Here is a 22,523-nt window from a genome sequence, read left to right as displayed (position 1 = left end):
GCAACGACGGAGCGTGCGGTTACGGCTTGCCAAGAGCCGCCAGCGCTTCCTTCGCCGCCCGCTCCCCACTGTCCCGTGCCCCGTGCGCCGTCGTGAAGAAATTCGGCGAGGTCGCCTCTCCCGCAAAGAACAGTCGCCCGTCCACTGGCTCCGCCAGCACGGCGCGATCTCCGGCGTGACCGGGCAGCGCGTGCGAGTACGAGCCTCTTGCAAACGGATCATGCCCCCAGCGTGACTCATACAGCGGCTTCAGCTTGCGGCGGATGTCGTTGCCGAGAAAGCTTGCGATCTCGTCGATGCTGTGTGCGGCGATGGCGCCCTCGCCGGCGGCTTCCAGCTGGCGGGCAAAACTGCCGCCGAAAAAACCTTCGATGCAGGGCTGGCCGAACGGGCGGATGTGATAGGTGCCCATCCCGGTGCGCATGGTGGCGCCGCGCAGGTTCCCTTCTTTCGGGAAGGCTTCGGCGCCGTCGAGCGCCAGCGTCACCTTGTCGTCGAGGCCGAGCGGCAGGCCGGCTGCGGCATCGATCTTGGCGGGGAGCGGCGGCGAGAAGCGGATCGCTTGGTCAGCGATCAGATTGGTCGGCACGGTGACGATCACCTTGTCGGCAGCAAGCGTGCCCTGTGATGTCTCGATGCGGATGCGCTTCGCTGAATGATCGATCAGCGTGACGTTGCAGTTCAGCGCCACCGGGCATGGCGCGCCATAGGCCGCGATGAGCGCGCCGTAGCCGCGGCGGAGGCGCCAGTTGAGTTCGCTGTCCTCATAGGCGTCCCAGTCGAGCGTCGACATGTCCTCGAGTTCGCAGCCGTTGATGTAGGTCGAGATCGCGTCGATCATCGGGTTCCAGCGATTGCCGGGCTCGAGGCTCAGGCTCGCGGGCTCGTCCGTGCCTTTCTGCGCGGCCTGCCAGAGCCGCTCGTAGAAGGCCTCCATCGCGCGCATGAAATCGTCGCGCTCGCCTTGCGGAAACGCATTGCCATAGGCGCGCTCGCGCCAGGGCGGCAGATCCTTGTTGAGCTCGAAACCGAGTTGCCTTGCGACGGCGACGAAGGAGTTCTTGTCCGCGGAGTGCAGCCAGCCGCAGCCGACGTCGAAGGTCACGTCAGGCGAGGCTTGCACGGTCCAGGCGCGGCCGCCAAGCCGGTTGCGTGCCTCCAGCACGATCACGCAGAGGCTGGAGCCCGCCAACGCGTGTGCTGCGCCAAGGCCGGCGGCACCGGCGCCGATGATCGCGACGTCGACGGAGGAGGGCAAGGACATGGGTGGGCTCTAGCACGTTCGCTGAAAGCCCACCACAAGACGAACTGTCATCGCCCGGCAGCCGGGGCATGACAGTGAGTGAGACCGGCGGCCTTACGCCACCGCTTCCTTGGCCTTTTCCGCGCGCTTGCGTTCGTTTGGGTCGAGGTGCTTCTTGCGCAGGCGGATCGACTTCGGGGTGACCTCGACGAGCTCGTCGTCCTCGATATAGGCGAGCGCCTTTTCGAGGGTCATGCGGATCGGCGGGGTCAGGCGCACGGCTTCGTCCTTCGACGTCGTGCGGATGTTGGTGAGCTGCTTGCCCTTGAGCACGTTGATCTCGAGATCGTTGTCGCGGGTGTGCTCGCCGACGATCATGCCCTTGTAGACCTTCCAGCCGGGCTCGATCATCATCGGGCCGCGGTCTTCCAGCTTGAACATGGCGTAGGCCACCGCCTCGCCCTGGTCGTTGGAGATCAAGACGCCGTTACGGCGGCCCTGGATCTCGCCCTTGTACGGGGCATAGCCGTGGAACAGGCGGTTCATGATCGCGGTGCCGCGGGTGTCGGTGAGCAGTTCGCCCTGGTAGCCGATCAGGCCGCGGGTCGGCGCGTAGAACACCAGGCGCTGACGATTGCCGCCCGAGGGCTTCATCTCGATCAACTCGGACTTGCGCTCGCTCATCTTCTGCACGACGACGCCGGAATGCTCCTCGTCGACGTCGATCACGACCTCCTCGATCGGCTCCATGGTGGCGCCGGTCGCTTCGTCCTTCTGGTACACGACGCGCGGGCGCGACACCGAGAGCTCAAAGCCCTCACGACGCATGGTCTCGATCAGGATCGCGAGCTGCAATTCGCCGCGGCCGGACACTTCCATCGCATCCTTGTCGGCGGACTCGACGACGCGCAACGCGACGTTGCCCTCGGCTTCACGCAAGAGACGGTCGCGGATCATGCGGCTCGTCACCTTGTCGCCTTCGGTGCCGGCGAGCGGGGAGTTGTTGACGATGAACGACATCGACACGGTCGGCGGATCGATCGGCTGCGCCGGCAGCGGCACTTCGACGGTGGGATCGCAGAAAGTGTCGGCGACGGTGCCTTTGGTCAGGCCGGCAATGGCGACGATGTCGCCGGCTTCGGCTTCATCGAGCGGCGTGCGCTCGAGACCGCGGAATGCCAGGATCTTGGTGATACGCCCGGTCTCGACCAGCTTGCCGTCGGCATGAAGCACCTTGACCTGCTGGTTCGGCTTGAGCACGCCGGACGAGATGCGGCCGGTGATGATGCGGCCGAGATAGGGATTGGCTTCCAGGATGGTGCCGATCATCCGGAACGGCCCTTCCTCGACCGTCGGCGGTGCGACGTGACGCAGGATCAGGTCGAACAGCGGCTCCATGCCCTTGTCCTGCGGACCCTCCGGGCTCTCGGCCATCCAGCCCTGCTTGGCCGACCCGTAGAGGATCGGGAAGTCGAGCTGCTCCTCGCTTGCGTCGAGCGCCGCGAACAGGTCGAACACCTCGTTGATGACTTCGGTCGGGCGCGCGTCGGGGCGATCGACCTTGTTGATGACGACGATCGGCTTGAGGCCGACCTTGAGCGCCTTGGAGACCACGAACTTGGTCTGCGGCAGCGGGCCTTCGGCCGCGTCCACCAGCACCAGCGCGCCGTCCACCATGTTCAGGATTCGCTCGACCTCACCGCCGAAATCGGCATGGCCGGGAGTGTCGACGATGTTGACGCGGGTGTCCTTCCACTGCACCGAGGCCGCCTTGGCCAGAATGGTGATGCCGCGCTCGCGCTCCAGGTCGTTGGAGTCCATGGCGCGATCCGTCACCTTCTGGTTCTCGCGGAACGTGCCGGACTGCTGGAGGAGCTTGTCGACGAGGGTCGTCTTGCCATGGTCGACGTGGGCGATGATGGCGACGTTACGAAGGTTCATGAGTGAGCTTCTTTGCGGTCGGACAATGGGTTAAGCGCGATCTCGCCGGTCAAGCCGGGACCTCTTCACGGACAACGCTGAAACGTGGAAAACGGGGCCTGCTACGCCCAAAAAGGAAACCCGGCCATATCGACCGGGCACCCCATGCGTTTGCGCCGCAATATAGGGAAAAAACGCCAAAAAACAATGCGTTCTTTCGAGGTTGGTTGATTGAATTTTGTCCGGGAATCCCCGGGGCTTAGAATATCCCGGACCAAACCGGCCCTTTATTCGCGGGACAAGTGCCCCAACTAGCCCTGTGCGGAGCTGTGGTTCGGCTCCTCTGTCGGATAGACCCCGCGCAGCACCTCCTCGAAGTGCATCTTGACGGCGTCGTTGCAGAGGCAGGCGCGCAGGCGCAGGCCGTCATGGTTGCGGACCAGGATCGAGCCGCGCCGCGTGTCGAGCACGCCTTCGGCCTTGAACGATTGCAACACGCGGCTGGCATAGCTGCGCCCCACGCCGAGCAACGTGGCGAGCTGCTCATGCGTCAACGGCACGCTGCTCTCGTCGCCGGTTCGCTCCATCGCCGCGATGATCCATTTCGCCGTGCGCTGCTCGATCGAGTGAATGGCGTTGCAGGCGGTCGACTGGAAAATCTGCGCCAGCATGCAGTCGGCATAGCGCGCGAAGATGTTGCGCAGTGACGGCGAGCGCGCCTTCGCCGCTTCCAGCTTGCCGACGTGAATGCGCGCGAACGGGCCGCCGAACTTGACGCAGATGCGGGTATAGGCCGGCAGAAATCCTTCGCTGACGATGCCGCCCACCGCGCCCTCACGGCCGACCAGGATGGTCTCGACGTCGCGGCCGTCCTCGTTCGGAACGAGGAACGTCGCGAGCGAGGGCCCGCACGGAAAGTGCACGACCTGAACATCGTCGCCGGGACTGTAGAGCAGATGGTTCGGGCCGACCTCGTCGACGGCGAAATGTGGTGCGAGCAGCGCATAGTCCGGCGCATTCAGCCGCCGCAGCAGATTGTTGGCAGGGCGGCTCTCGATCTCGCTTGTCTTGCTGATACGCGCATCCATCGCAAACTCCCCATCCTCCCCTCCACCTTAGCGAGTTCCGTCCATGGCTTGTGTGCACATGTGGACAGACGTCAAAACTGTTCTGTGGTGAGTTTCGTTCCGGGAACCCTCCGATGCGCTGGGCGCAGGCGTCGGCATGGGCTGTCCTGATTGGTGACAACATGCAGCCCTCAATAGCCAGGATCATGATACCTGCTTCCCCCGACGGCTCAGCCGTGAGCCCTGCCGATGTGCTGATCGTCGAGGACGATCCGATCATCGCGATCGATTTCGAGGATCGCCTGCTCGGCTTTGGCGTGAGCAGCGTGCGCACGGTGGGCTCGGTGGCGCAGGCCCTGAACGCCATCACGGCACGCGCGCCCGACTTCGCGCTGCTCGATGTCGAGTTGATCCGCGAGAAGAGTTTTGCGATCGCCGAACGGCTTGCAGCCTTGGATATTCCCTTCGTCTTCGTCACCGGCTACGGCGCGGAGACGAGCATTCCGCCGGAGTTTGCCGCACGGCCACGGCTGCAAAAGCCCTGCTCCAGCGATGCGCTGGAGGCGGCGTTGCAGGCGCGCGGCGGCTAGATCGGCCTCAGGCGAGTTTCGGATCGAGCGTGGTCGACCACAGCGCGACGTCGGCGCGGTCGCGCAGCGTCACCGTCATCTGGCCGGAAGTGCCGTGGATCTTGACGTGACCGAAGAACTGCATGCCCGCTGACGGCGGCAGGTTCTGCTTGTCGAGGCCGGGTGCCCTGACGAAGCGCACCTCGGGGCCGAACGTGTTGTCGAGCTCGTTCGGGCCGAACGTGCCGGCGTGCAGCGGGCCCGAGACGAACTCCCAGAACGGCTCGAAATCCTGGAACTGCGCCTTGTTCGGATCGTAATAATGCGCGGCGGCGTAGTGCACGTCCGCCGTCAGCCACACCGTGTTCCTGATCGGCGCCACCTTGATGAAGCGCAGGATGTCGGCGATCTCGAGTTCGCGGCCGCGGGGCGGGCCGTCGCTTTGCGCGAAGGCTTCCGAACCCTTCTTGTTCGCGGCATCATCGTAAACGAGGATGCTGAGCGGCATGTCGGAGGCGATCACCTTCCAGGTCGCGCGCGAATTGAGCAGTTCGCGTTTCAGCCAGGCCATCTGCTCGAGCCCGAGGAAATAGCTGGCCGGGCCGTACTCGGTTTCGAGATTGGCGCCGTTCGGGCCGCGATAGCTGCGCTCGTCGAGCACGAACACGTCGAGATGCGGGCCGTAGGAGATCTTGCGATAGACCCGGCCCGGCTCATTGATGCTCTCGCGCATCGGATACATCTCGTGGAAGGCGCGGCTCGCGCGCGCCGCGAGCAGCGAGATGTCGCGCACCTTGTAGGTCGCCGGCAGATCCTTCGACTGCGACCAGTTGTTGGTCACCTCGTGATCGTCCCACTGCACGAAAACAGGCACTTCGGCATTGAAGGCGCGGACGTTGTCGTCGGTGAAATTGTATTTGTGCGCCGCGCGGTACTCGTCCAGCGTCTCGGCGACCTTGGCCTTTTCGGGGATGGTGAGGTTCTTCCAGATATTGCCGTCGGCGAGCTTCACCTCGGAAGGGATCACGCCGTCGGCGTAGATGGTGTCGCCGGAGTGCAGCAGGAAATCCGGCCGGTGCTTGCGCATGGCTGAGAAGGTGAGCATGCCGCCGTCATCGGGATTGATGCCCCAGCCTTGGCCGGCGACGTCGCCGCCCCAGACGAAGCTGACGTCGCGGCGGTCGGCCGGCGCGGTGCGGAAGCGGCCGACCACCGGCTCGCCTTCGATCGCAGTATGGGAGAGATCGCGGAAGCGGACGCGGTAGAAGATGTCCTGTCCGCCGGGCAGATTCTCCACCAGCATCTTCGCGGTGAAGTCGCTCTCGGGCAGCGCCGCGATCGGCGGCAGCGCACGGGAGTCCTTGAACGATTCCGTCGTCGCCATCTCGACCAGCATCTGCGCGGGACGGTCGGTGCGCGCCCAGACCACACCGCCATCGACGGTGACGTCGCCGGACTGCACGCCGTGGGTGACCATAGGCCGGTCGGCGGCGCGCGACAGATGCGGCATCGCGATCGCGCCGAGTGCGCCGGCGCCGGTGGTGAGGAATTTGCGGCGGGAGAATTTGATCTTCATGGCGTGGGGCTCGCGGGCTGGCGCATCTTGAGCTGTCATTCCGGAGCGCGCGAAGCGCGAATTCGGAATCTCGAGATTCCCCGGTGCGCAATGGCGCACCTGAGGTCTGGTCCTTCGGACCATCCCGGAATGACGACGGAACCTATATTGAGACATTGTGACGCGGCAATTACGCGTGCAGACGTTATGCGTTGCCGGCCGCTCGGAATTGCGCACCGGCGCGCTGCAGGTTCTGCGGCAGGCTGGACAGCACCGCCTTGCGGTCGGCGACCGCGGTGTGGAATTGGTCGAGCGCGATGTTGAAGGCCGCCAGTGCGCCTTCCTCGATGGCACCGTGATCGAAGCAGCGCAGCGTGTCGCGCAGGATCTCGTCGGCCTCGGCCTGCATCTGGTCGAGCTCGTCGGTCGTCTCGCTCTTCCGGGCTGCGGTGAGCATGTCGAGCAGGCGCTCGCGCAGATGGCTGTTGTTGTCGCGCTCGTCCTTTTTGAGGTAGCCCGCGAACCAGGCGCCGAGCGAGCCCGTGGCCGAGAGCGCCATCAGGCTCCACCAGATGTAATCGCTGTACTTGTCGAGGAAGGTCTTCTCCTCGCCGTCGACGAAGGCGGCGGCGCCCGGATGCACGGGGATCACCGCGTCCTTGTCGGTGTCGGGCGTTTCGATCTTCGCGGCCTGCGGGAAGTCGGTCAGCAATTGCTGGCGCACGGCGAAGAGCTGCCGGGTGAAGGCCGCGACCGTGGTCTCTGACAGGCCTTTGCGCGCCACGATATGATGCGAGAAGCTGATGGTCTTGACCTCGTCGTCGGGACGATCGGGCGAGCCGCCATAGGTGCCGGCGGGAATTTCCGAGGCTTCATAGACCGGATGATTCTGCGCGATCGCATCCGCCGAATCGATCGCGAGGAAGATCGGCGTGCCGCCGTCCCTGGCGGAGGCCGCAATCGCATCCGATGTGATCTTGCTGTTGACCGGGCCGGCCGCGAGATAGACGTCGGCCTTCTGGGCCTTGATCGCTTCCACGACCTCACTTGCCGGGAATTGCACGATCTCGACCTTGGCGGGATCGATGCCGTATTGCTGCAGGATCACTTTCAGCAGATTGACGTTGGCCTGCGTCTTACCGACCACGCCGACGCGGTGGCCGGCGAGCTGTGCGATCTTGGTGATCTTCGCGCCCTTCTTCTTGCCCTTGCCCGGCACCGACCACAGCACCACGACGTTCTTGCGCAGCGTCGCAACGGCCTGCGCGTTCTTGGGAACGTCGAGATCGCCGCGCACGATGGCAAGATCCGCCTTGCCTTCGGCGAGCTGGCCCGCGCTGGCGGTGGCGCCCTCGGTCGGGATCGGGCGCAGCCGCACGAAGCCTTTGCTCTGCGCGAAGGCCTGCGTCAGTGTCTGCACGACTTTGAGATCGTCGCTGTTGGCTGGGCCGACCGCGATCTTCAGCGTGACCGGTCGCATCGCGAAATAGTAGCCGCCGGCGAGCGCGCCGATGATGGCGAGCACCAGCGCCAGAGACACGAGCGCGGTCTTCCGCGCCGCGGATCGCGGCGAACGCGGAGGGGGCGTCTCGGCCAGGTTCAAGTCCCCGGTCATCGATCTCCCAAACAGGCGCTTCAGGCTCAGTTTCATCTTGGCCGGCGATTTACGCCCGCAATTGTAGCAAATTTCTTGTCCGGCGGGGTTACATCTCCGTCATGGTTAGCGGATGCGCGAAATCCCCGATGAACCCCAGGCGTAAGCGGGGCGTTAGGGTAAAGTTCCCCTGAAGAACGGAGGCGGTCATGGCAGAGCGATTGGCGGCGGACGCACGCAAGCAGGCGCTGGGCGGTATCCCGGGCTGGACCGAGGTCCAGGGCCGCGACGCCATCGGGAAAACCTTTGTCTTCAAGGATTTCAACGAGGCCTTCGGCTTCATGACCCGCGCGGCGCTGATCGCTGAAAAAATGGATCATCACCCGGAATGGCGCAACGTTTACAAGACGGTGGAGGTGGTGCTCTCGACCCACGACGCCGGCGGCGTCACCAGGCTCGACGTCGAGCTTGCGACCGCGATGAACGCCATCGCCAAGCTTACATCGGGCTGACATCTTGCAGGCAAAATGCGCATCCCCATGTTGTGATCGGCATGCGATGCGGCGATCCGCCGCGTCCGGCTGAACGGGGAGTTCTCGGCCATGGCTGCCGAACACGGTGTCGGCTTCGAGCCGGCCGATCGGCTCGCGGAAGATCGTGACAGCGTGCGCCGCCGCTTCTGGCGCAAGCTGAAGCGCGTCGCCGCGCATCTGCCGTTCACCGAGGATCTGCTCGCGGCCTATTACTGCGCCTTCGACCGGCAGACGCCGCGCCATGTCCAGGCGTCGCTGTTGGGGGCGATCGCCTATTTCATCCTCCCGTTCGACTTCATCCCCGACGTGATGCCGGTGCTCGGCTTCACCGATGACGCCGCGATTCTCGCCACTGCCATTCGCATGGTCGCCAGCCACATCACCTCGGAGCACCGCGAAGCCGCGCGTGCCGCGCTGAAGCGCGGCGTGGATGAGGCGGAGGAATAGCAGGGCCCCATATTCCGCTGTTATTCTCCGCGAAGGCGGAGAATCCAGTACGCCGCGGCTTCTCGATTCAATCACGGCCGTCTCGGAGTACTGGATCGCCCGGTCAAGCCGGGCGATGACAGCGAGAGTGTGGCCGTCCGCTACCTCTTCTCCGCGCGCGCCTTCTCCGCATCCCATGCCTGGAATTGCCTGAACAGCGTCTCCCGCTCCGCGTCGGACACCTTCGCGCCCGCCGGGCTCTGCTTCAGGAATGCTTCGAAGCGTTGCTGCGTTACCGGTTCGACGCCGTGCCGGTCGAGCCATTGCTGCGCCACCGGCAATCTGCTCCAGCCCGCCAGGGGAGCCGCGAGCGACACCTCTTTCCATTTGGGATGGAAGGGTGCGTTCTGAAGCGCCGGGAATTTCGTGAAGAAGGCATCCACGAACAGCGCGAGCTTGCGATAGCGCTCCGTGTTGGGTGCCCAATTATAGGCCGCTAGCACAGCAGGCACGGCGATCGTATCCACGCTCTCGCCCTCCTTGATCAGGTTCGGATAGTCCTTGGCCGTGAGCGTCGCCGGCAGATAGTCGTTCTGGAGCGGCTTTGCATAATCCACGCGCGCGAGATGGAAGCGACCGTCATTGCCGAAGGTCGAGACCGATTTGTACGGCTTGCCGCCGACCACGATGACGGCGTCGATCTCGCCGGCCTTCAATTTCTCCATCGCAATGCGCTGCTCGACATAGACAAACTTCGCCCTGATCCCGAGCCGCTCGAACACGGTGAGTGCGGTGACGAAAGTGCCGCCGTTCGGCAAGTCGACGCTGACCGTCTTGCCCTCGAGGTCTTTCAGCGTCGCGACCGATTTCGGTGCGATCACCTGCATCTCCTCGTTGTAGAGCTTGGTGACATAGGTGAACTGCCGCTTGATGTCCTTCGCGAATCCCTTTCGCTCGAGGTAATCCAGCGTATCAGCGCGCACCACGCCGAGATCGACGCCTTGCAGGAACAGGATGTCGGCCACGCTCTGCACCGAGCCGCGGCCGACGATCGGCAGGACGCGGATCTTGTTGCCGTCGTCGAGCACCGAGGCGAGGTCGGCGCCGAATTGCACATAGGTGCCGCCGATCGTGCCTGTTATCAGCGTCACGGTGTTGGCGTTCAGCGCCTGTTGGGTCGAACTCGAGCCGAACTGGAAGATGGCCTTCAGGCTGTCGGAGACCTTGGCCGGATCATATTCGGTCTGTTCAGCATGAGCCGCGAAGGCGCAGATCGTCGTGACGGCGGCAAGCGCCATTCTCAAAGCGTTACGCATGATGTCCCCTGAAAAGTTCTAGTTCGAAAGCTGGGCGAGGCGCTGCTGCGCCTCGGCGGATCCGAGCGTTGCGGCCTTCTGGTACCAGTCGCGTGCCGCGCTCGCGTCGGCACTGACGCTGCGTGTGTCCCTCGTGCCGAGCACGGCCGGATCATAGGTCTGCGCCAGCAGAAGTGCGGCCGTTGCGTCCCCCGCGCTCGCGGTGCGTTCGAGCAGCAGCCGCGCTGCGGCGATGTCGCCGACGCCGATCAGGCTCCTCGCCCGCGTCATCAACCCTGCCAGCGTATCGGCATCGAGCGTCTTTGCCGGCGGAGATGGAGGTGACGCGGGTTGCACGGCGGCGACGGGCACAGGCGTCTGGGCTTGCAGCGCACTCTGGTAGGCCGTCGCAATCGCTTCACGGCTTGGCGTCGATGGGGCCGGCAGGTTCTGCATGTCGGCGCTCGCCAGCGTCGGCCTGGTGGCGCGAGCAGGGTCCTTGAGCGCGGCCTGCCGCGCAACCGGCGCATTGGCCGGCATCGCTGGCTGCTCAGGAGTTGTGGCCGTTGCGCCACCGGCATTGGCGGCGACGAGGCTGCGCAGGTCGGGCTGAAACAGCGCGGCCAAAATCGCCAAGAAGCCTACAACCACAACAGCGGCGAGAACGCGCGGGAAGATCTTCCGTTCTGAGCGCAAATCCAGCGGTGCAAATTCGCGCGGATCGGGTGTACCGAGCGGGTCGCACAGAAAGAGTGGGATCGGATCGACCTGTGAAAGATCGGCGCGTTGTGCGCGCGCGCGGATGTAGGACGCGGTGGATGATTGTGATTCCGTTCGATTGGAGTCGAGCGCGCTCGACCCCCTGGACGGACGGTGTGCCGTCGACTCCATGGTGATGCTCCCCATTACTGACGCAACGCAGGGGCCGTCCCGGCTTCAGTCTTCTTGTTGTTGTCCAGAAGCGCCCCGCAAACTGGAACCCGTAAATCGCAGTTTGAATCAGCCCAAAAAACGACGGCGGTTGGCGCGATCAGGGAGATATTTGGGTTTGATTGGGGCGAGGCGGCGGAGTGCACCGCAATTTCTGCGCGAATGGTTGAGGGGGACTTTACAGTGCAGCGGTGGGCACACGGCCCGCCCCGCGCTCGCTGTCATTCCCCGCGAAGGCGCGCGAAGGCGGGGAATCCGGTACGTCGCGGCCCATCGCTTCGGCTACGACCGTCTCGGAGTTACTGGATCGCCCGGTCAAGCCAGGCGATGACGGTTGAGTATGTGGCGACTACGCCGCATCCTCACGGATGCAGGATCACCTTGCCCATGGCCTGCCGTCCCGCGAGCACCTTCAGCGCGTCGGCGGTCTGCGCCAGCGGGAAGGTGCGGTCGACATGAGATGAGATCTTTCCTTCCGCCGTCCACTTCACGAGCTTCTCGAGATTGGCGCGGTTCTTCTCGGGATTCTGTCGGGTCCAGGCGCCCCAGAACACGCCTCTGATATCGCAGCCCTTCAGCAGCGCGAGGTTCAGCGGCATCTTCGGAATGTCGCCGGCGGCAAAGCCGATCACGAGGAAGCGGCCTTCCCAGGCGATCGAGCGCAGCGCCGCTTCCGCATACGCGCCACCCACTGGATCGAAGATGATGTCGACGCCCTTGCCGCCCGTGAGCTTGCGCAGGCCTTCCTTCAGATCTTCCTTGGCGTAATTCAGCGTCAGCTCGGCGCCGTGAGCCTTGGCGAATTCGAGCTTCTCCTCGGACGAGGCGCAGGCGATCACTTTCAGGCCCATCAGCTTGCCGAGCTCGCACGCGGCAAGCCCGGTGCCGCCGGCAGCACCGAGCACCGCGAGCGTCTCGCCCGGCTTCGGGCTGGCGCGATCTTCCAGCGCATGCAGCGCCGTGCCGTAGATGATGATGATGCCGGCCGCGCGGTCGTAGTCGAGATTGTCCGGGATCTTCACGATCCCCGAAGCAGGCAACGCGATCTTCTCGCGCGCGCCGTTGTGGCCGCAGGACGCGACCACGCGATCGCCGACCTTGAGATCAGTGACACCAGGGCCGATGCTCTCGATCACACCGGCAACTTCGGCGGCGGGCGAGAACGGGAACGGCGGCTTGATCTGGTACTTGCCCTGGATCATCAGGATGTCGAAGAAATTCAGCGCCGCCGCCTTGATCGCGATCACGGCCTCGCCGGGACCTGCCACCGGATCCGGCACGTCGGCGAGCACGAGATCGTCGGGCTGGCAATATTGCGAGCAGAGGATGGCTTTCATGGCGGCACCTGGGGCGTTTCGAGTGGAGTTCTAGTTAGGGCGGTTTTGCCGGATTTGGGGCGACCCTACAATCGGGATTCTTTGTCTGAGGAGCGCGCTGGCCTATCCTCGTCATTGCGAGCGTAGCGACTATTTTCCGCGGTGCGGACTCTGGATTGCTTCGCCTCGCTCGCAATGACGGAGCAAGAACAAAAAGAAAGGATTCAAACCATGTTTGAAACAGGTCTGCTCAAGGACAAACGGATCCTCGTCACCGGCGGCGGTTCGGGCCTCGGTGCTGCGATGGGACGCCGCTTCCTCGCGCTTGGCGCAGAGCTCGTGATCTGCGGCCGCAAGCTCGATCGGCTCGAAGCAACTGCGAGCGAGATGCGCAAAGAGATCGGCGGCAAGGTCACCGCGATCGCGTGCGATGTTCGCGACGGTGCCGCCGTCGACGCGATGATGGATGCGATCTGGCGCGAAGCACCACTCGATATTCTCGTCAACAATGCCGCCGCGACCTTCATCGCACAAAGCGAGCATCTGTCGTTCCGCGCGGCCGATGCGATCCTGGCGCCAACGCTGCACGGCGCGATGTACTGCACGCTCGCTGCTGGCAAGCGTTGGATCGATGGCAAGCACAATGGTGTCGTACTCTCGATCCTCTCGACCTCGACCATCACCGGCCGCGCCTTCACCGTCCCTTCCGCGATGGCGAAATCGGCGGTGTTGGCGATGACCAGGAGTCTCGCGGTGGAGTGGGGTCCGAAGGGCATCCGCACGGTCGCGATCGCGCCGGGCCCGTTCCCGACGCCGGGCGCGTCCGGCCAGTTGCGGCTCCAGGGACGCGACGACAGCCTGCTGCGCAACCCGATGGGGCGCAATGGCGAGCACAGCGAGCTTGCCGACCTCGCCAGCTTCCTGGTCTCGGACCGTGCTGCTTACATCAACGGCGAGATGGTGGTGATCGACGGCGGCGCGCATTTGCGCAGTTCCGGTGCCGAGGACCTGTTGCAATGGACCGACGCGCAATGGGCCGAACAGCGCGCCGCGCGGTCCAAAAGCTAGTCCTGTTGCTCGGCTAACTGCCTTCCCAAATTGGACTTTCCCGGTTATCCCTGACTCGGGGACAACGCACGGCCGGGCCATCTTCCAGTCACAATATTGAGGGAACCACTCCAGCATGTGGCGGGCGCTCTTTTTGGCTTTGATGACTGGCGTGGCGGCGTGGGGATTGAGTGATTCCGCGCGCGCTCAGACGGCGCAACCGGCGCCGAAGGCGGCGGCAAAGCCGGCCGCAACTGCGTCCAAGACGGCCGCCAAACACGATACCAAGCCGGTGGCGCCGCCCGCGGCGGTTGCCGGCGGCGCGGAGCCGACGCTGATCGGCCAGTTCGGCACCTGGGGGGCCTATTCGGCGGCACCCAACGGCAAGAAAGTCTGCTTCGCGCTGGCCAAGCCGTCGTCGTCGAAGACCAATCCGCCGAATCGGCCGCGCGATCCCGCCTATGCCTTCGTCTCGACCCGCCCGGCCGAGAAGGTGAACAACGAAGTTTCGGTCATGATCGGCTACGCGCTGAAGCCGGGCTCGGAATCGACCGTCGAGGTCGGCGGCGCCTCCTTCGCGATGTACACGCAAGGCGACGGCCTCTGGATCAAGAACGCGGCCGAGGAGGAACGGATGGTCGAAGCCATGCGCAAATCCGCCGATCTGGTGGTCAAGGGCGTCTCGACCAAGGGGACGGAGACGACCGACACGTTCTCGCTGAAGGGCCTCGCCCAGGCGCTGGACCGGATCTCGCAAGACTGCCGAAGATAGGATTGCAGGCGTTAAGGCTGCAGGCGAGAAGGTCGCAATCGGCGGTTCAGGTTGCTATATAGGGCCGGTTCCAGATTTTCTTCCGTCATTCCGGGGCGATGCGTAGCATCGATCCCGGAATCTCGAGGTTCCTGGTTCAGCTCTTCGAGCTGCCCCGGAACGACCACAGCAATCAGGCCCTATCGATGCAACCGATGACCCAGCCGCGCGACGCAATCCTGGTGGAGAAGACTCCGCTTGAAACCTATGTGCCGCCGGCGAGACCCTCGCTGATCGGTCTGTCGCGCACCGAACTTGCCGATCGCCTCGGCGAGATCGGCGTCGCACCGGCGCAGCGCAAGATGCGCGTGCAGCAGCTCTGGCACTGGCTCTATTTCCGCGGCGCCCAAGGCTTCGACGACATGACGTCGATCTCGAAGGGCATTCGTGCCGAGCTCGCCCAGCACTTCACGGTCGACCGGCCCGAAGTCGTGGCCGAGCAGATCTCCAATGACGGCACCCGCAAATGGTTGCTGCGGCTGCCGAGCGGCGACAATGTCGAGAAGGCGCATGAAGTCGAGTGCGTCTACATCCCCGAGACCGATCGCGGTACGCTCTGCGTCTCCTCCCAGGTCGGCTGCACGCTCAACTGCTCTTTCTGTCACACCGGAACACAGCGTCTGGTGCGCAATCTCACCGCCGGCGAGATCGTCGGCCAGATCATGGTTGCGCGCGACCGCCTGAACGACTGGGCCGATCGCGAGGACGGCACGCGCCGCGTCACCAACATCGTCATGATGGGCATGGGCGAGCCGCTCTACAATTTCGATGCGGTGCGCGATGCGCTTTTGATCGTCGGCGACAACGAAGGCATCGGCATCTCCCGCCGCCGCATCACGCTGTCGACCTCGGGCGTGGTGCCGAACATCGTGCGCGCCGGCGAGGAGATCGGCGTCATGCTGGCGATCTCGCTGCATGCGGTGCGCGACGAACTGCGCAACGAGCTGGTACCGCTCAATCGCAAATATCCGATCAAGGAGCTGCTTCAGGCCTGCCGCGACTATCCCGGCGCCTCGAACGCGCGCCGCATCACCTTCGAATATGTGATGCTCAAGGGCGTCAACGATTCGCTCGACGATGCCAAGCTGCTGGTGAAGCTGCTCAAGGGCATTCACGCCAAGATCAATCTGATTCCGTTCAATCCGTGGCCCGGCACGGCCTATGAATGCTCGGACTGGGACCAGATCGAAAAATTCTCCGAATACATCTTCAACGCGGGCTATTCCTCGCCGGTGCGCACCCCGCGCGGCCGCGACATCCTCGCCGCCTGCGGCCAGCTCAAGTCGGAGACGGAGAAGCTGTCGGCCCGCGAACGCCAGGCGCTGCGCGCAATGGCGATGACGGATTAGCTTGTCATGTGCGCGCTCGCGCCTCCTCGTCAATGCGAGCGAAGCCAAGCAATCCAGAATGTCACGGCGGAAGCAGTCCGGATTGCTTCGTCGCAAGTGCTCCTCGCAATGACGACAATCGTGGCTTTTTTCGCATGTCCCTGATCGGCCGCCTCATCGTCATCTTCATCGGCTTTCTCGCCGCATGCTTCGTCGGCGGCATGATCGTCGTCGGCGCGCTGCTGTTTCCGGAGTTTTCCGATCTCGGCGCCGGTCCCGTCGACCAGGGTGCGATCGACATCCTGCTCGGCTTCGGCTTCATCTTCGTCTCGGGCTTCGCGCTGGTGCCTGCAGCGGTGATAGTGGCGATCACCGAGGCGCTCTATATCCGCAGCGCCCTGGCCTATGCCGTCGGCGGCGGCCTCGTCGGCCTTGCCTGCTATCTCGGTCTCATCCCGTTCCATACCGATACATTCGAGTTCGAAGGCATCGTGCGCCGGCACCTTGAGATCATGACCGGTGCGGGCATCGTTGCCGGCGTCGTCTATTGGCTGGTCGCCGGCCGCAATGCCGGCGCTTGGCGCATCCCGCCGCCGCCGCGCCAACCACCTCCGCCGCTGCCGTCGAATTCGCGGCCAGATGTGCGATAAGTCACGCCGATTCCGGGGTTTTCATCCCCCCTCCGCTCCGCTAAACCGCGCGCCATGAACCGTACCGGACTCTTCATCGCCCTGGCGCTGTGGCTCGTGATCGGCGTCGTCTTCGGCCTTTATCCGGAGCTCGATCTCAAGCTCGCCGCACTGTTCTTCGATCCCGAGACGAAAACCTTTCCGATCAAGCTGAACGGCTGGGCCGGCTTCGCGCGTGACGCTGCGATGTGGGTGTCCTGGGCCTTCGTGTTGCCGCCGCTGATCGCGCTCGTGGTCAAGATGATCAGGCCCGACCGTCCCTTGATGGTGTCGGGGCGCGCGATCGTGTTCCTGCTGGTCACGATCATCCTGTCGGCCGGCGTTCTCACCAACCTCACCTTCAAGACCTATTGGGGCCGGCCGCGCCCGGTGGTGGTGACCGAGTTTGCCGGCGATCAGCAGTTCGTGGCGTGGTGGGATCCGCGCGGCGATTGCGCGCGCAATTGCTCGTTCTTCTCGGGTGAAGGCGCGACCGCGTTCTGGACGCTGGCGCCGGCCGCGCTGGCGCCGCCGGCGTGGCGGCCTCTCGCCTATGCAGGCGCGGTGCTGTTCGGTGCCGTGACCAGCGCCCTCCGCATGGCCTTCGGCGGCCACTTCTTCACCGATGTCGCGACCGCCGGCCTCGTCACCTTCGTCGTGATCTGGTTCGCCTTCGCGCTGATCTATCGCTGGCCGCGGACCCGGTTTTCGGACGAGGCGGTCGATGCCGCCCTGACCCGGTTGAACATGCCCGCCTACCGGCTCCGCAAGCGTCTGTTCGGTGGCAAGACTGGCCCGGCAGCGTCGATCTGAGCCATTAAATGCGTGCCGAGCCCTGCGAAATTTGATATTCGCGCGGTCAAACCATTCCCCCTGTCAGCCCCCTTAAGCCCCGATTGGAAGCGCCATGACCACGATCCTGAAAAGCCTGCCCAAGGGCGAGAAAGTCGGCATCGCTTTTTCAGGCGGCCTCGACACCTCGGCTGCGCTGCTCTGGATGAAGCAGAAGGGCGCGCGCTGCTACGCCTATACCGCCAATCTCGGCCAGCCCGATGAGGCCGACTACAACGAGATCCCGCGCAAGGCGGAAGCGTTCGGTGCCGAGAAGGCCGTGCTGGTCGACTGCCGCACGCAGCTGGTTCACGAGGGCATCGCCGCGATCCAGTCCGGCGCCTTCCACATCTCGACCGGTGGCATCACCTATTTCAACACCACGCCGCTCGGGCGCGCCGTCACCGGCACGATGCTGGTCGCGGCGATGAAGGAAGACGGCGTCAACATCTGGGGCGACGGCTCGACCTTCAAGGGCAACGACATCGAGCGCTTCTACCGCTACGGCCTTTTGACCAATCCGTCCCTGCGCATCTACAAGCCCTGGCTCGACCAGCAGTTCATCGACGAGCTCGGCGGCCGCGCCGAGATGTCGGCGTTCATGACCGCGCAGGGCTTTGCCTACAAGATGAGTGCCGAGAAGGCGTACTCGACCGACAGCAATCTGCTCGGTGCCACGCACGAGGCGAAGGATCTCGAAAGCCTCGACAGCGGCATCAAGATCGTCAACCCGATCATGGGCGTGCCGTTTTGGCGCGACGATTGTGCCGTGAAGGCCGAGAAGGTCGTCGTGCGCTTCGAGGAAGGCCAGCCCACCGCGCTGAACGGCCAGACCTTCTCTGATCCCGTCGCGCTGTTCCTCGAGGCCAACACCATCGGCGGCCGCCACGGCCTCGGCATGAGCGACCAGATCGAGAACCGCATCATCGAGGCCAAGAGCCGCGGCATCTACGAAGCGCCCGGCATGGCGCTGCTGCACATCGCCTACGAGCGCCTCGTCACCGGAATCCACAACGAGGACACCATTGAGCAGTACCGCATCAGCGGCATGCGCCTGGGACGCCTGCTCTATCAGGGTCGCTGGTTCGACTCGCAGGCCCTGATGCTGCGCGAGACCGCGCAGCGCTGGGTCGCGCGCGCCGTCACCGGCGAGGTCACGCTGGAGCTGCGCCGCGGCAACGACTATTCCATCCTCAACACCGAGAGCCCGAACCTCACCTATGCGCCTGAAAGGCTCAGCATGGAGAAGGTCGAGGATGCCGCCTTCACGCCGGCCGACCGCATCGGCCAGCTCACCATGCGCAATCTCGACATCGCCGACACGCGCACCAAGCTCGGTCTCTATTCGAAGACCGGCCTGCTGTCGGGCAGCGAAGGTTCGCAGATCTTCCGGCTCGAGAGTGACAAGGGCTGAGGTTCGCAGGGCGGGTTCGCGAAGCGTAACCCGCCACGTCTGCCGCTGCGGAGATCAAAGAGGCGGGTTACGCCTTCGGCCAACCCACCCTGCAAGGCAAAACAAAAATGGCCGGGATCGCTCCCGGCCATTTTCTTGTTGCGACGCTCTTACTGGCGCGGTGGCGGTGCCGCGTTGGCCTGGCCGCCGTTGAGCAGCGGGGTGATGCGGCGGACGGTGACGCGCCGGTTGATCAGGCTCGGTCCTTGCGTCTGCTCCTTCAGGTACTGCTCGCCGTAGCCCTGCGACGTCAGGTTCTCCGCGGGCACGCCGAACTGCTGGGTCAGCAATTCGGCCGCGGCCTGCGCCCGGCGGTCCGACAGCGACAGATTGTCGACGTCGTTGCCGACCGCGTCGGTGTGGCCTTCGATCAGGAACACCTCCTGCGGATTGGCCTGGATCGCCTGGTTGATGCCGTCGGCGATCACCTGCAACCGCGCCGCCTGGTCCGGCGGAATGGTCCACGATCCCGTCGCGAAGTTGATCGTGTTGACGTCGACGCTCGGCATCTGCATACGAACATTGGGGCTGTAGCGGATCTCGTCGAGCGAGTAGCGCCGATCGATTCGCTGCACCGGCGGCGCCCGCATCGTGTCGTAGATCACCTGCGGCGACGCCTCCTGGGCGTCGACGATGTAGCGATCGTAGGGGATGCTGACCACCGGCGGCGGGACATCGACATAGAAGCCGCCGACCGCGCGCGGATCGCGATAGGTGTTGTCGATGATCACGATCTCGCGGCCACGCGCATCCCTGCGGATACGTCGCATCAAGCTCCCGTCCGGACCGACCACCGTGATGATCTCGGTTCCGTCAGGACGGATCACGACCGTGCGGGTTTCGCCGCCGACCGTCTCGGTGCGGATGTCGCGGGCGCCATAGCGGAAGCGATAGAGATCGTTGCCGCGGACATAGGCCTGCCCGCCGGGATCACGGATGATGATGCGGTCCGGCTCGGTGTAGACGGTGCGGCCGCCTTCCACGACCTCGTGCCGCTCCTTGTGCAGGTCCGCGATGGTGGCGCCGATCACGGCGCCGGCCACCACGCCCGCGCCGATCGCGAGCGGCGTCAGGTCACGCTGCGGCGGACGCGGCGGCGGCGGCAGCGGTGCTGCGACCGTCGGCGCGGCGCGGAACGCCGGTGCAACCGTCGGCGGCGCGTACTGAGCCTTGTTGGGCGGCGGAGCTGCGGCCGGCGTGGCCGGCACGACAGTCGGCGCCGCGACGCCGGGCGGAGGCGCCGGGGGACGCGGCACGGCGCCTGCCTGCGGTGCCGCGGGCGGTGTTCCGGCAGCGGGCGCGCCGGCTGGCGGCGTTCCACCCTGGCGTCCGGGAGGCGGTGTCACCGCGCCGGGCGCGGGCGTTGCCGTCGGAGCAGGGGTTGCGCCCGGAGCCGGTCCCGCGGCCGGCGGTGCGCCGGGACGTCCCGGAGGCCTGGTGCCAGGTGCCGGCGTTGCCGACGGCGCGGGTGTGGCTGTCGGGGGCGGAGGCGTCGCCGGACGAACGGCGGGCGCCGGAGGCGTCGTCGGGGCTGGCGTTGCGGTTGGCGCAGGCCGCACTGCAGGGGCCGCGGACGGCGGCGTGGTTGCAGCAGGCGGAGGTGGCGGCGGGGCAGCCGGACGCGCTGCCGCGGGCGGAGGCGGTGGTGGGGTCGGCGCATGCTGCTGCGGAGCCGCTGCGGGAGGCGGCGGCGGTACATGCTGCTGCGGGGCCGGAGGCGGCGTTGGGGCCTTCGGTGCAGCAGGCGGCGGCGGCGGCGCCTGACGGGCCGCGGGCGGCGCAGCCGGCGGGGGCGGCGGTGTCGGGCGCGACGGCGCTGCGGCCGGCGGAGGTGCAGCGGGCGGATGCGGGGGTGCAGCCGCGGGGGGCGGGGCGCTTGGTGCCTTGGGCGCAGCAGGCGGAGGCGGCGTCGCCGGGCGCGCCGCGGGCGGCGGTCCCTTCGGCGCCTCCTTCGGAGGCTGCTTCGGTTTTCCGTCAGGGCCCTTCTCGGGCTGGGCCTGCGCGACCACGAGCGGCGGCGCGCTTTGCGCGTGCGATGCGGAGCTTGCGAATTGCATCGCGGTCAGAGCCGTCGTGGCAAGCAGCACGAAGCGAAGATTGGTCATGTCGTGAAATTCCCCGGAAGGTTCTTTGACGAGGTGAAGTCGGGTGATGAACAGCTACGCGTTAGGCCGGATTGTGGCGGGCAAAGACATTGCGTCGCGATTTATTTCTGCATGCAAATCATGTCACACGAGCAACGTTCATTGCGCATTCAGGCCCGGCTTGCAATCGCGTCACGTATGAGCCTGCGACGAATTGGCATCCGTCGCAGGATTCGGCGCGAGCGGACCGCTCGGTCCGCGCGACGGAATCTCCTCGGGCGCGCGACCCGGCAATTCATCCGGGCGCGGCGATTCCCCGGGCTCGCGCACAGGCGGCGTGATCTCCGGTTGCGGATTGCCCGGCGGAATGCCCGGTGGCGGCTCGGTCGGCGTGCCGGGTGTCGACGGCGGTATCTCGGGCGGTTCGATCGGCATCGGCATCATCGAGATCAGTTATCGGGAGAACGACAACGATGATGCGGCGCCGATGTTCCGAGAGCATGATCCGGAAAAGCGCGTAGCGGTTTTCCGAAAGGATCACGCTCGAACAACGGACGGCGTCCTATTCGGGCGCGTGACAGACCGCCTCGATGTTGTGGCCGTCGGGGTCCAGCACGAAGGCGCCGTAATAGTTCGCGTGATAATGCGGGCGGATGCCGGGCGGCCCGTTGTCGCGGCCACCGGCGGCCATCGCAGCCTCGTAGAACGCATCGACCGTCGCGCGGTCCTTCGCCAGGATCGCGACATGCACCGGCTTGTTCATCGCGCCCTTGCCGTCGATCCAGAAATCCGGCTTGCCGCCGGCGCCGAAGCCGGCGGCTGCGGCATGGCCGGTCTGCTCTTCCGTCACTTCCATGATCAGGCTGTAATCGAGCGGCGCCAGCGCCCTGGCGTAGAACGTCTTCGCGGCCTCGTAGTCGGAAACCGACAAGCCCAAATGATCGATCATCGATAGCCTCCGCCGTTCAGCGTGACAGGAACGTATTGCTTCTCGTCTTGCGCGCGATCGCAAAGCCGCGCGTGACCATGTCAGCAATACAATCCTGCTGCCATTCGTTTTGTGACAGATGCTCGATCACCACCGCACGCGGCCACAGCGACGGCGGCGCGTCGCGGAAGAAGCCGATCAGCACGCGGTCCTCAAAACCCTCGACGTCGATCTTGAGCGAATCGACCTGGCGGACGCCGGCATCTTCCAGAATGCGCGTGAGCCGCAGCGACGGCACCTTGATGGCCTCGGCGCTGGCGGCGCCGGTGACGACATGCGTGGCGCCGAGATTGCCGCCGCCGCTCTCGATCATCAACTCACCGTCGGCATCGCCCGCGGCGGCCTGGACCAGGCGCACCTGCGTTGCCTTCGACGCGGCATGGTTGAACGAGAGCCGGCCAAAGGTGAGGGGATGCGGCTCGATCGCGACGACCTTGCCTGATGGCCCGACCTGCCGCGCCATCACCAGCGCAAACGTGCCGACATTGGCGCCGACGTCGACGAACGTCCCGCCGGCCGGCGTGTGCTGGCGCAGGAAGTCGAGCTCGTCGATGTTGTAGTCGGGGTTGAACAGCGCGCCGCGTTCGGTCGCGCTGCCCTGATGATAGAAGCGGAACGAGGCGCCCTGATATTGCACGTCGACCGGGCCGCCGCGCAGCAGATTGACCAGCCGCGACATCCACGGCCGGAACGCGCCGCGCTTCAGTCCCGATCGTTGCGCGAGGCTGATGATCGCGGCCTGCGCTGCGTTCGGCGCATACGAGCCGAACGGCGCGGTCGAAAGAGTGGTGTCGGGCGTCAAGCAGGCGGTCCTCGTTGCAAGCGGCGCATGCATAGCCGGTTTTGGTGAGGGCTACAATTTCAG

At 65.2% G+C, this 22,523-nt stretch carries 21 protein-coding genes; 9 read left to right on the top strand and 12 right to left on the bottom strand.

Annotated features, from left to right (window positions below):
- Positions 1-19: 19 nt before the first annotated feature.
- The 3 genes from QY049_RS23545 to QY049_RS23535 all read right to left on the bottom strand — a co-directional run bounded on the left by QY049_RS23545 (position 20) and on the right by QY049_RS23535 (position 4,251).
- A complete protein-coding gene (locus tag QY049_RS23545; RefSeq protein WP_258764504.1) occupies positions 20-1,264 on the bottom strand; it encodes an NAD(P)/FAD-dependent oxidoreductase in 1,245 nt (414 codons plus the stop codon).
- Between the two features lie 93 nt (positions 1,265-1,357).
- Complete coding sequence (gene typA / locus QY049_RS23540; RefSeq protein ID WP_194478873.1) at positions 1,358-3,184, bottom strand: translational GTPase TypA; 1,827 nt, start codon at positions 3,182-3,184, stop codon at positions 1,358-1,360.
- 290 nt (positions 3,185-3,474) lie between these two features.
- A complete protein-coding gene (locus tag QY049_RS23535; protein ID WP_194478874.1) occupies positions 3,475-4,251 on the bottom strand; it encodes a Crp/Fnr family transcriptional regulator in 777 nt (258 codons plus the stop codon).
- 185 nt (positions 4,252-4,436) lie between these two features.
- Here QY049_RS23535 and QY049_RS23530 point away from each other — a divergent pair, with 185 nt between their 5' ends.
- Positions 4,437-4,820: a response regulator gene (locus QY049_RS23530; RefSeq protein WP_258764505.1), complete on the top strand. Its 384-nt coding sequence runs from the start codon at positions 4,437-4,439 to the stop codon at positions 4,818-4,820.
- A 7-nt stretch (positions 4,821-4,827) separates the two neighbouring features.
- Here the strand turns inward: QY049_RS23530 and QY049_RS23525 are convergent, their stop codons facing one another.
- On the bottom strand, positions 4,828-6,375 hold the full coding sequence (locus QY049_RS23525; protein ID WP_258764506.1) for an alkaline phosphatase: 1,548 nt from the start codon (positions 6,373-6,375) through the stop codon (positions 4,828-4,830).
- Between the two features lie 184 nt (positions 6,376-6,559).
- The gene (locus QY049_RS23520; protein WP_258764507.1) at positions 6,560-8,005 is read right to left on the bottom strand and encodes a TAXI family TRAP transporter solute-binding subunit; all 1,446 of its coding nucleotides are present in this window, start codon (positions 8,003-8,005) and stop codon (positions 6,560-6,562) included.
- 152 nt (positions 8,006-8,157) lie between these two features.
- Here QY049_RS23520 and QY049_RS23515 point away from each other — a divergent pair, with 152 nt between their 5' ends.
- Both QY049_RS23515 and QY049_RS23510 read left to right on the top strand, forming a co-directional pair.
- Positions 8,158-8,460, top strand: a complete 303-nt coding sequence (locus tag QY049_RS23515) for a 4a-hydroxytetrahydrobiopterin dehydratase (RefSeq protein WP_258764508.1) — start codon at positions 8,158-8,160, stop codon at positions 8,458-8,460.
- A 90-nt stretch (positions 8,461-8,550) separates the two neighbouring features.
- On the top strand, positions 8,551-8,928 hold the full coding sequence (locus QY049_RS23510) for a YkvA family protein (RefSeq protein ID WP_258764509.1): 378 nt from the start codon (positions 8,551-8,553) through the stop codon (positions 8,926-8,928).
- Positions 8,929-9,068: 140 nt separating this feature from the next.
- Here QY049_RS23510 and QY049_RS23505 read toward each other — a convergent pair whose 3' ends face one another.
- The 3 genes from QY049_RS23505 to QY049_RS23495 all read right to left on the bottom strand — a co-directional run bounded on the left by QY049_RS23505 (position 9,069) and on the right by QY049_RS23495 (position 12,469).
- Entirely contained in the window at positions 9,069-10,223 is a 1,155-nt protein-coding gene (locus tag QY049_RS23505) for a TAXI family TRAP transporter solute-binding subunit (protein ID WP_258764510.1), read from the bottom strand.
- Positions 10,224-10,241: 18 nt separating this feature from the next.
- Entirely contained in the window at positions 10,242-11,093 is an 852-nt protein-coding gene (locus QY049_RS23500; protein WP_194478881.1) for a sel1 repeat family protein, read from the bottom strand.
- A 401-nt stretch (positions 11,094-11,494) separates the two neighbouring features.
- The gene (locus tag QY049_RS23495) at positions 11,495-12,469 is read right to left on the bottom strand and encodes an NADPH:quinone oxidoreductase family protein (RefSeq protein WP_258764512.1); all 975 of its coding nucleotides are present in this window, start codon (positions 12,467-12,469) and stop codon (positions 11,495-11,497) included.
- 210 nt (positions 12,470-12,679) lie between these two features.
- On the opposite strand from QY049_RS23495, the gene QY049_RS23490 reads away from it, so the two are divergent.
- From QY049_RS23490 to argG, 6 genes are all read left to right on the top strand, one after another.
- Positions 12,680-13,516 carry an SDR family oxidoreductase gene (locus QY049_RS23490; RefSeq protein WP_258764513.1) on the top strand — a complete coding sequence of 279 codons (837 nt, stop codon included), beginning with the start codon at positions 12,680-12,682 and terminating at the stop codon, positions 13,514-13,516.
- 115 nt (positions 13,517-13,631) lie between these two features.
- Positions 13,632-14,267, top strand: coding sequence for an invasion associated locus B family protein (locus tag QY049_RS23485; protein WP_258764514.1), 636 nt, complete (start codon positions 13,632-13,634; stop codon positions 14,265-14,267).
- 185 nt (positions 14,268-14,452) lie between these two features.
- Positions 14,453-15,655 (top strand): 23S rRNA (adenine(2503)-C(2))-methyltransferase RlmN, encoded by a 1,203-nt coding sequence (gene rlmN, locus QY049_RS23480; RefSeq protein WP_258764515.1) that lies wholly within the window; start codon positions 14,453-14,455, stop codon positions 15,653-15,655.
- A 134-nt stretch (positions 15,656-15,789) separates the two neighbouring features.
- On the top strand, positions 15,790-16,284 hold the full coding sequence (locus QY049_RS23475; RefSeq protein ID WP_258764516.1) for a hypothetical protein: 495 nt from the start codon (positions 15,790-15,792) through the stop codon (positions 16,282-16,284).
- Positions 16,285-16,338: 54 nt separating this feature from the next.
- Positions 16,339-17,115, top strand: coding sequence for a phosphatase PAP2 family protein (locus QY049_RS23470; RefSeq protein WP_258764517.1), 777 nt, complete (start codon positions 16,339-16,341; stop codon positions 17,113-17,115).
- Between the two features lie 94 nt (positions 17,116-17,209).
- Entirely contained in the window at positions 17,210-18,547 is a 1,338-nt protein-coding gene (gene argG / locus QY049_RS23465; RefSeq protein ID WP_194478888.1) for an argininosuccinate synthase, read from the top strand.
- A 149-nt stretch (positions 18,548-18,696) separates the two neighbouring features.
- Here argG and QY049_RS23460 read toward each other — a convergent pair whose 3' ends face one another.
- The 4 genes from QY049_RS23460 to QY049_RS23445 all read right to left on the bottom strand — a co-directional run bounded on the left by QY049_RS23460 (position 18,697) and on the right by QY049_RS23445 (position 22,493).
- On the bottom strand, positions 18,697-20,691 hold the full coding sequence (locus QY049_RS23460; protein ID WP_258764518.1) for an OmpA family protein: 1,995 nt from the start codon (positions 20,689-20,691) through the stop codon (positions 18,697-18,699).
- Between the two features lie 171 nt (positions 20,692-20,862).
- Positions 20,863-21,105: a hypothetical protein gene (locus QY049_RS23455; protein ID WP_258764519.1), complete on the bottom strand. Its 243-nt coding sequence runs from the start codon at positions 21,103-21,105 to the stop codon at positions 20,863-20,865.
- 127 nt (positions 21,106-21,232) lie between these two features.
- Positions 21,233-21,619, bottom strand: a complete 387-nt coding sequence (locus QY049_RS23450; protein ID WP_258764520.1) for a VOC family protein — start codon at positions 21,617-21,619, stop codon at positions 21,233-21,235.
- Positions 21,620-21,635: 16 nt separating this feature from the next.
- A complete protein-coding gene (locus QY049_RS23445) occupies positions 21,636-22,493 on the bottom strand; it encodes an FkbM family methyltransferase (protein WP_258764521.1) in 858 nt (285 codons plus the stop codon).
- Positions 22,494-22,523: the final 30 nt, after the last annotated feature.

Origin of the sequence: Bradyrhizobium sp. WYCCWR 13022 (assembly GCF_030435535.1) — a bacterium.
Lineage (GTDB): Bacteria > Pseudomonadota > Alphaproteobacteria > Rhizobiales > Xanthobacteraceae > Bradyrhizobium.
The sequence above is the reverse complement of the archived record's forward strand: the minus strand, read 5'-3'. Positions and strand labels throughout refer to the sequence as shown.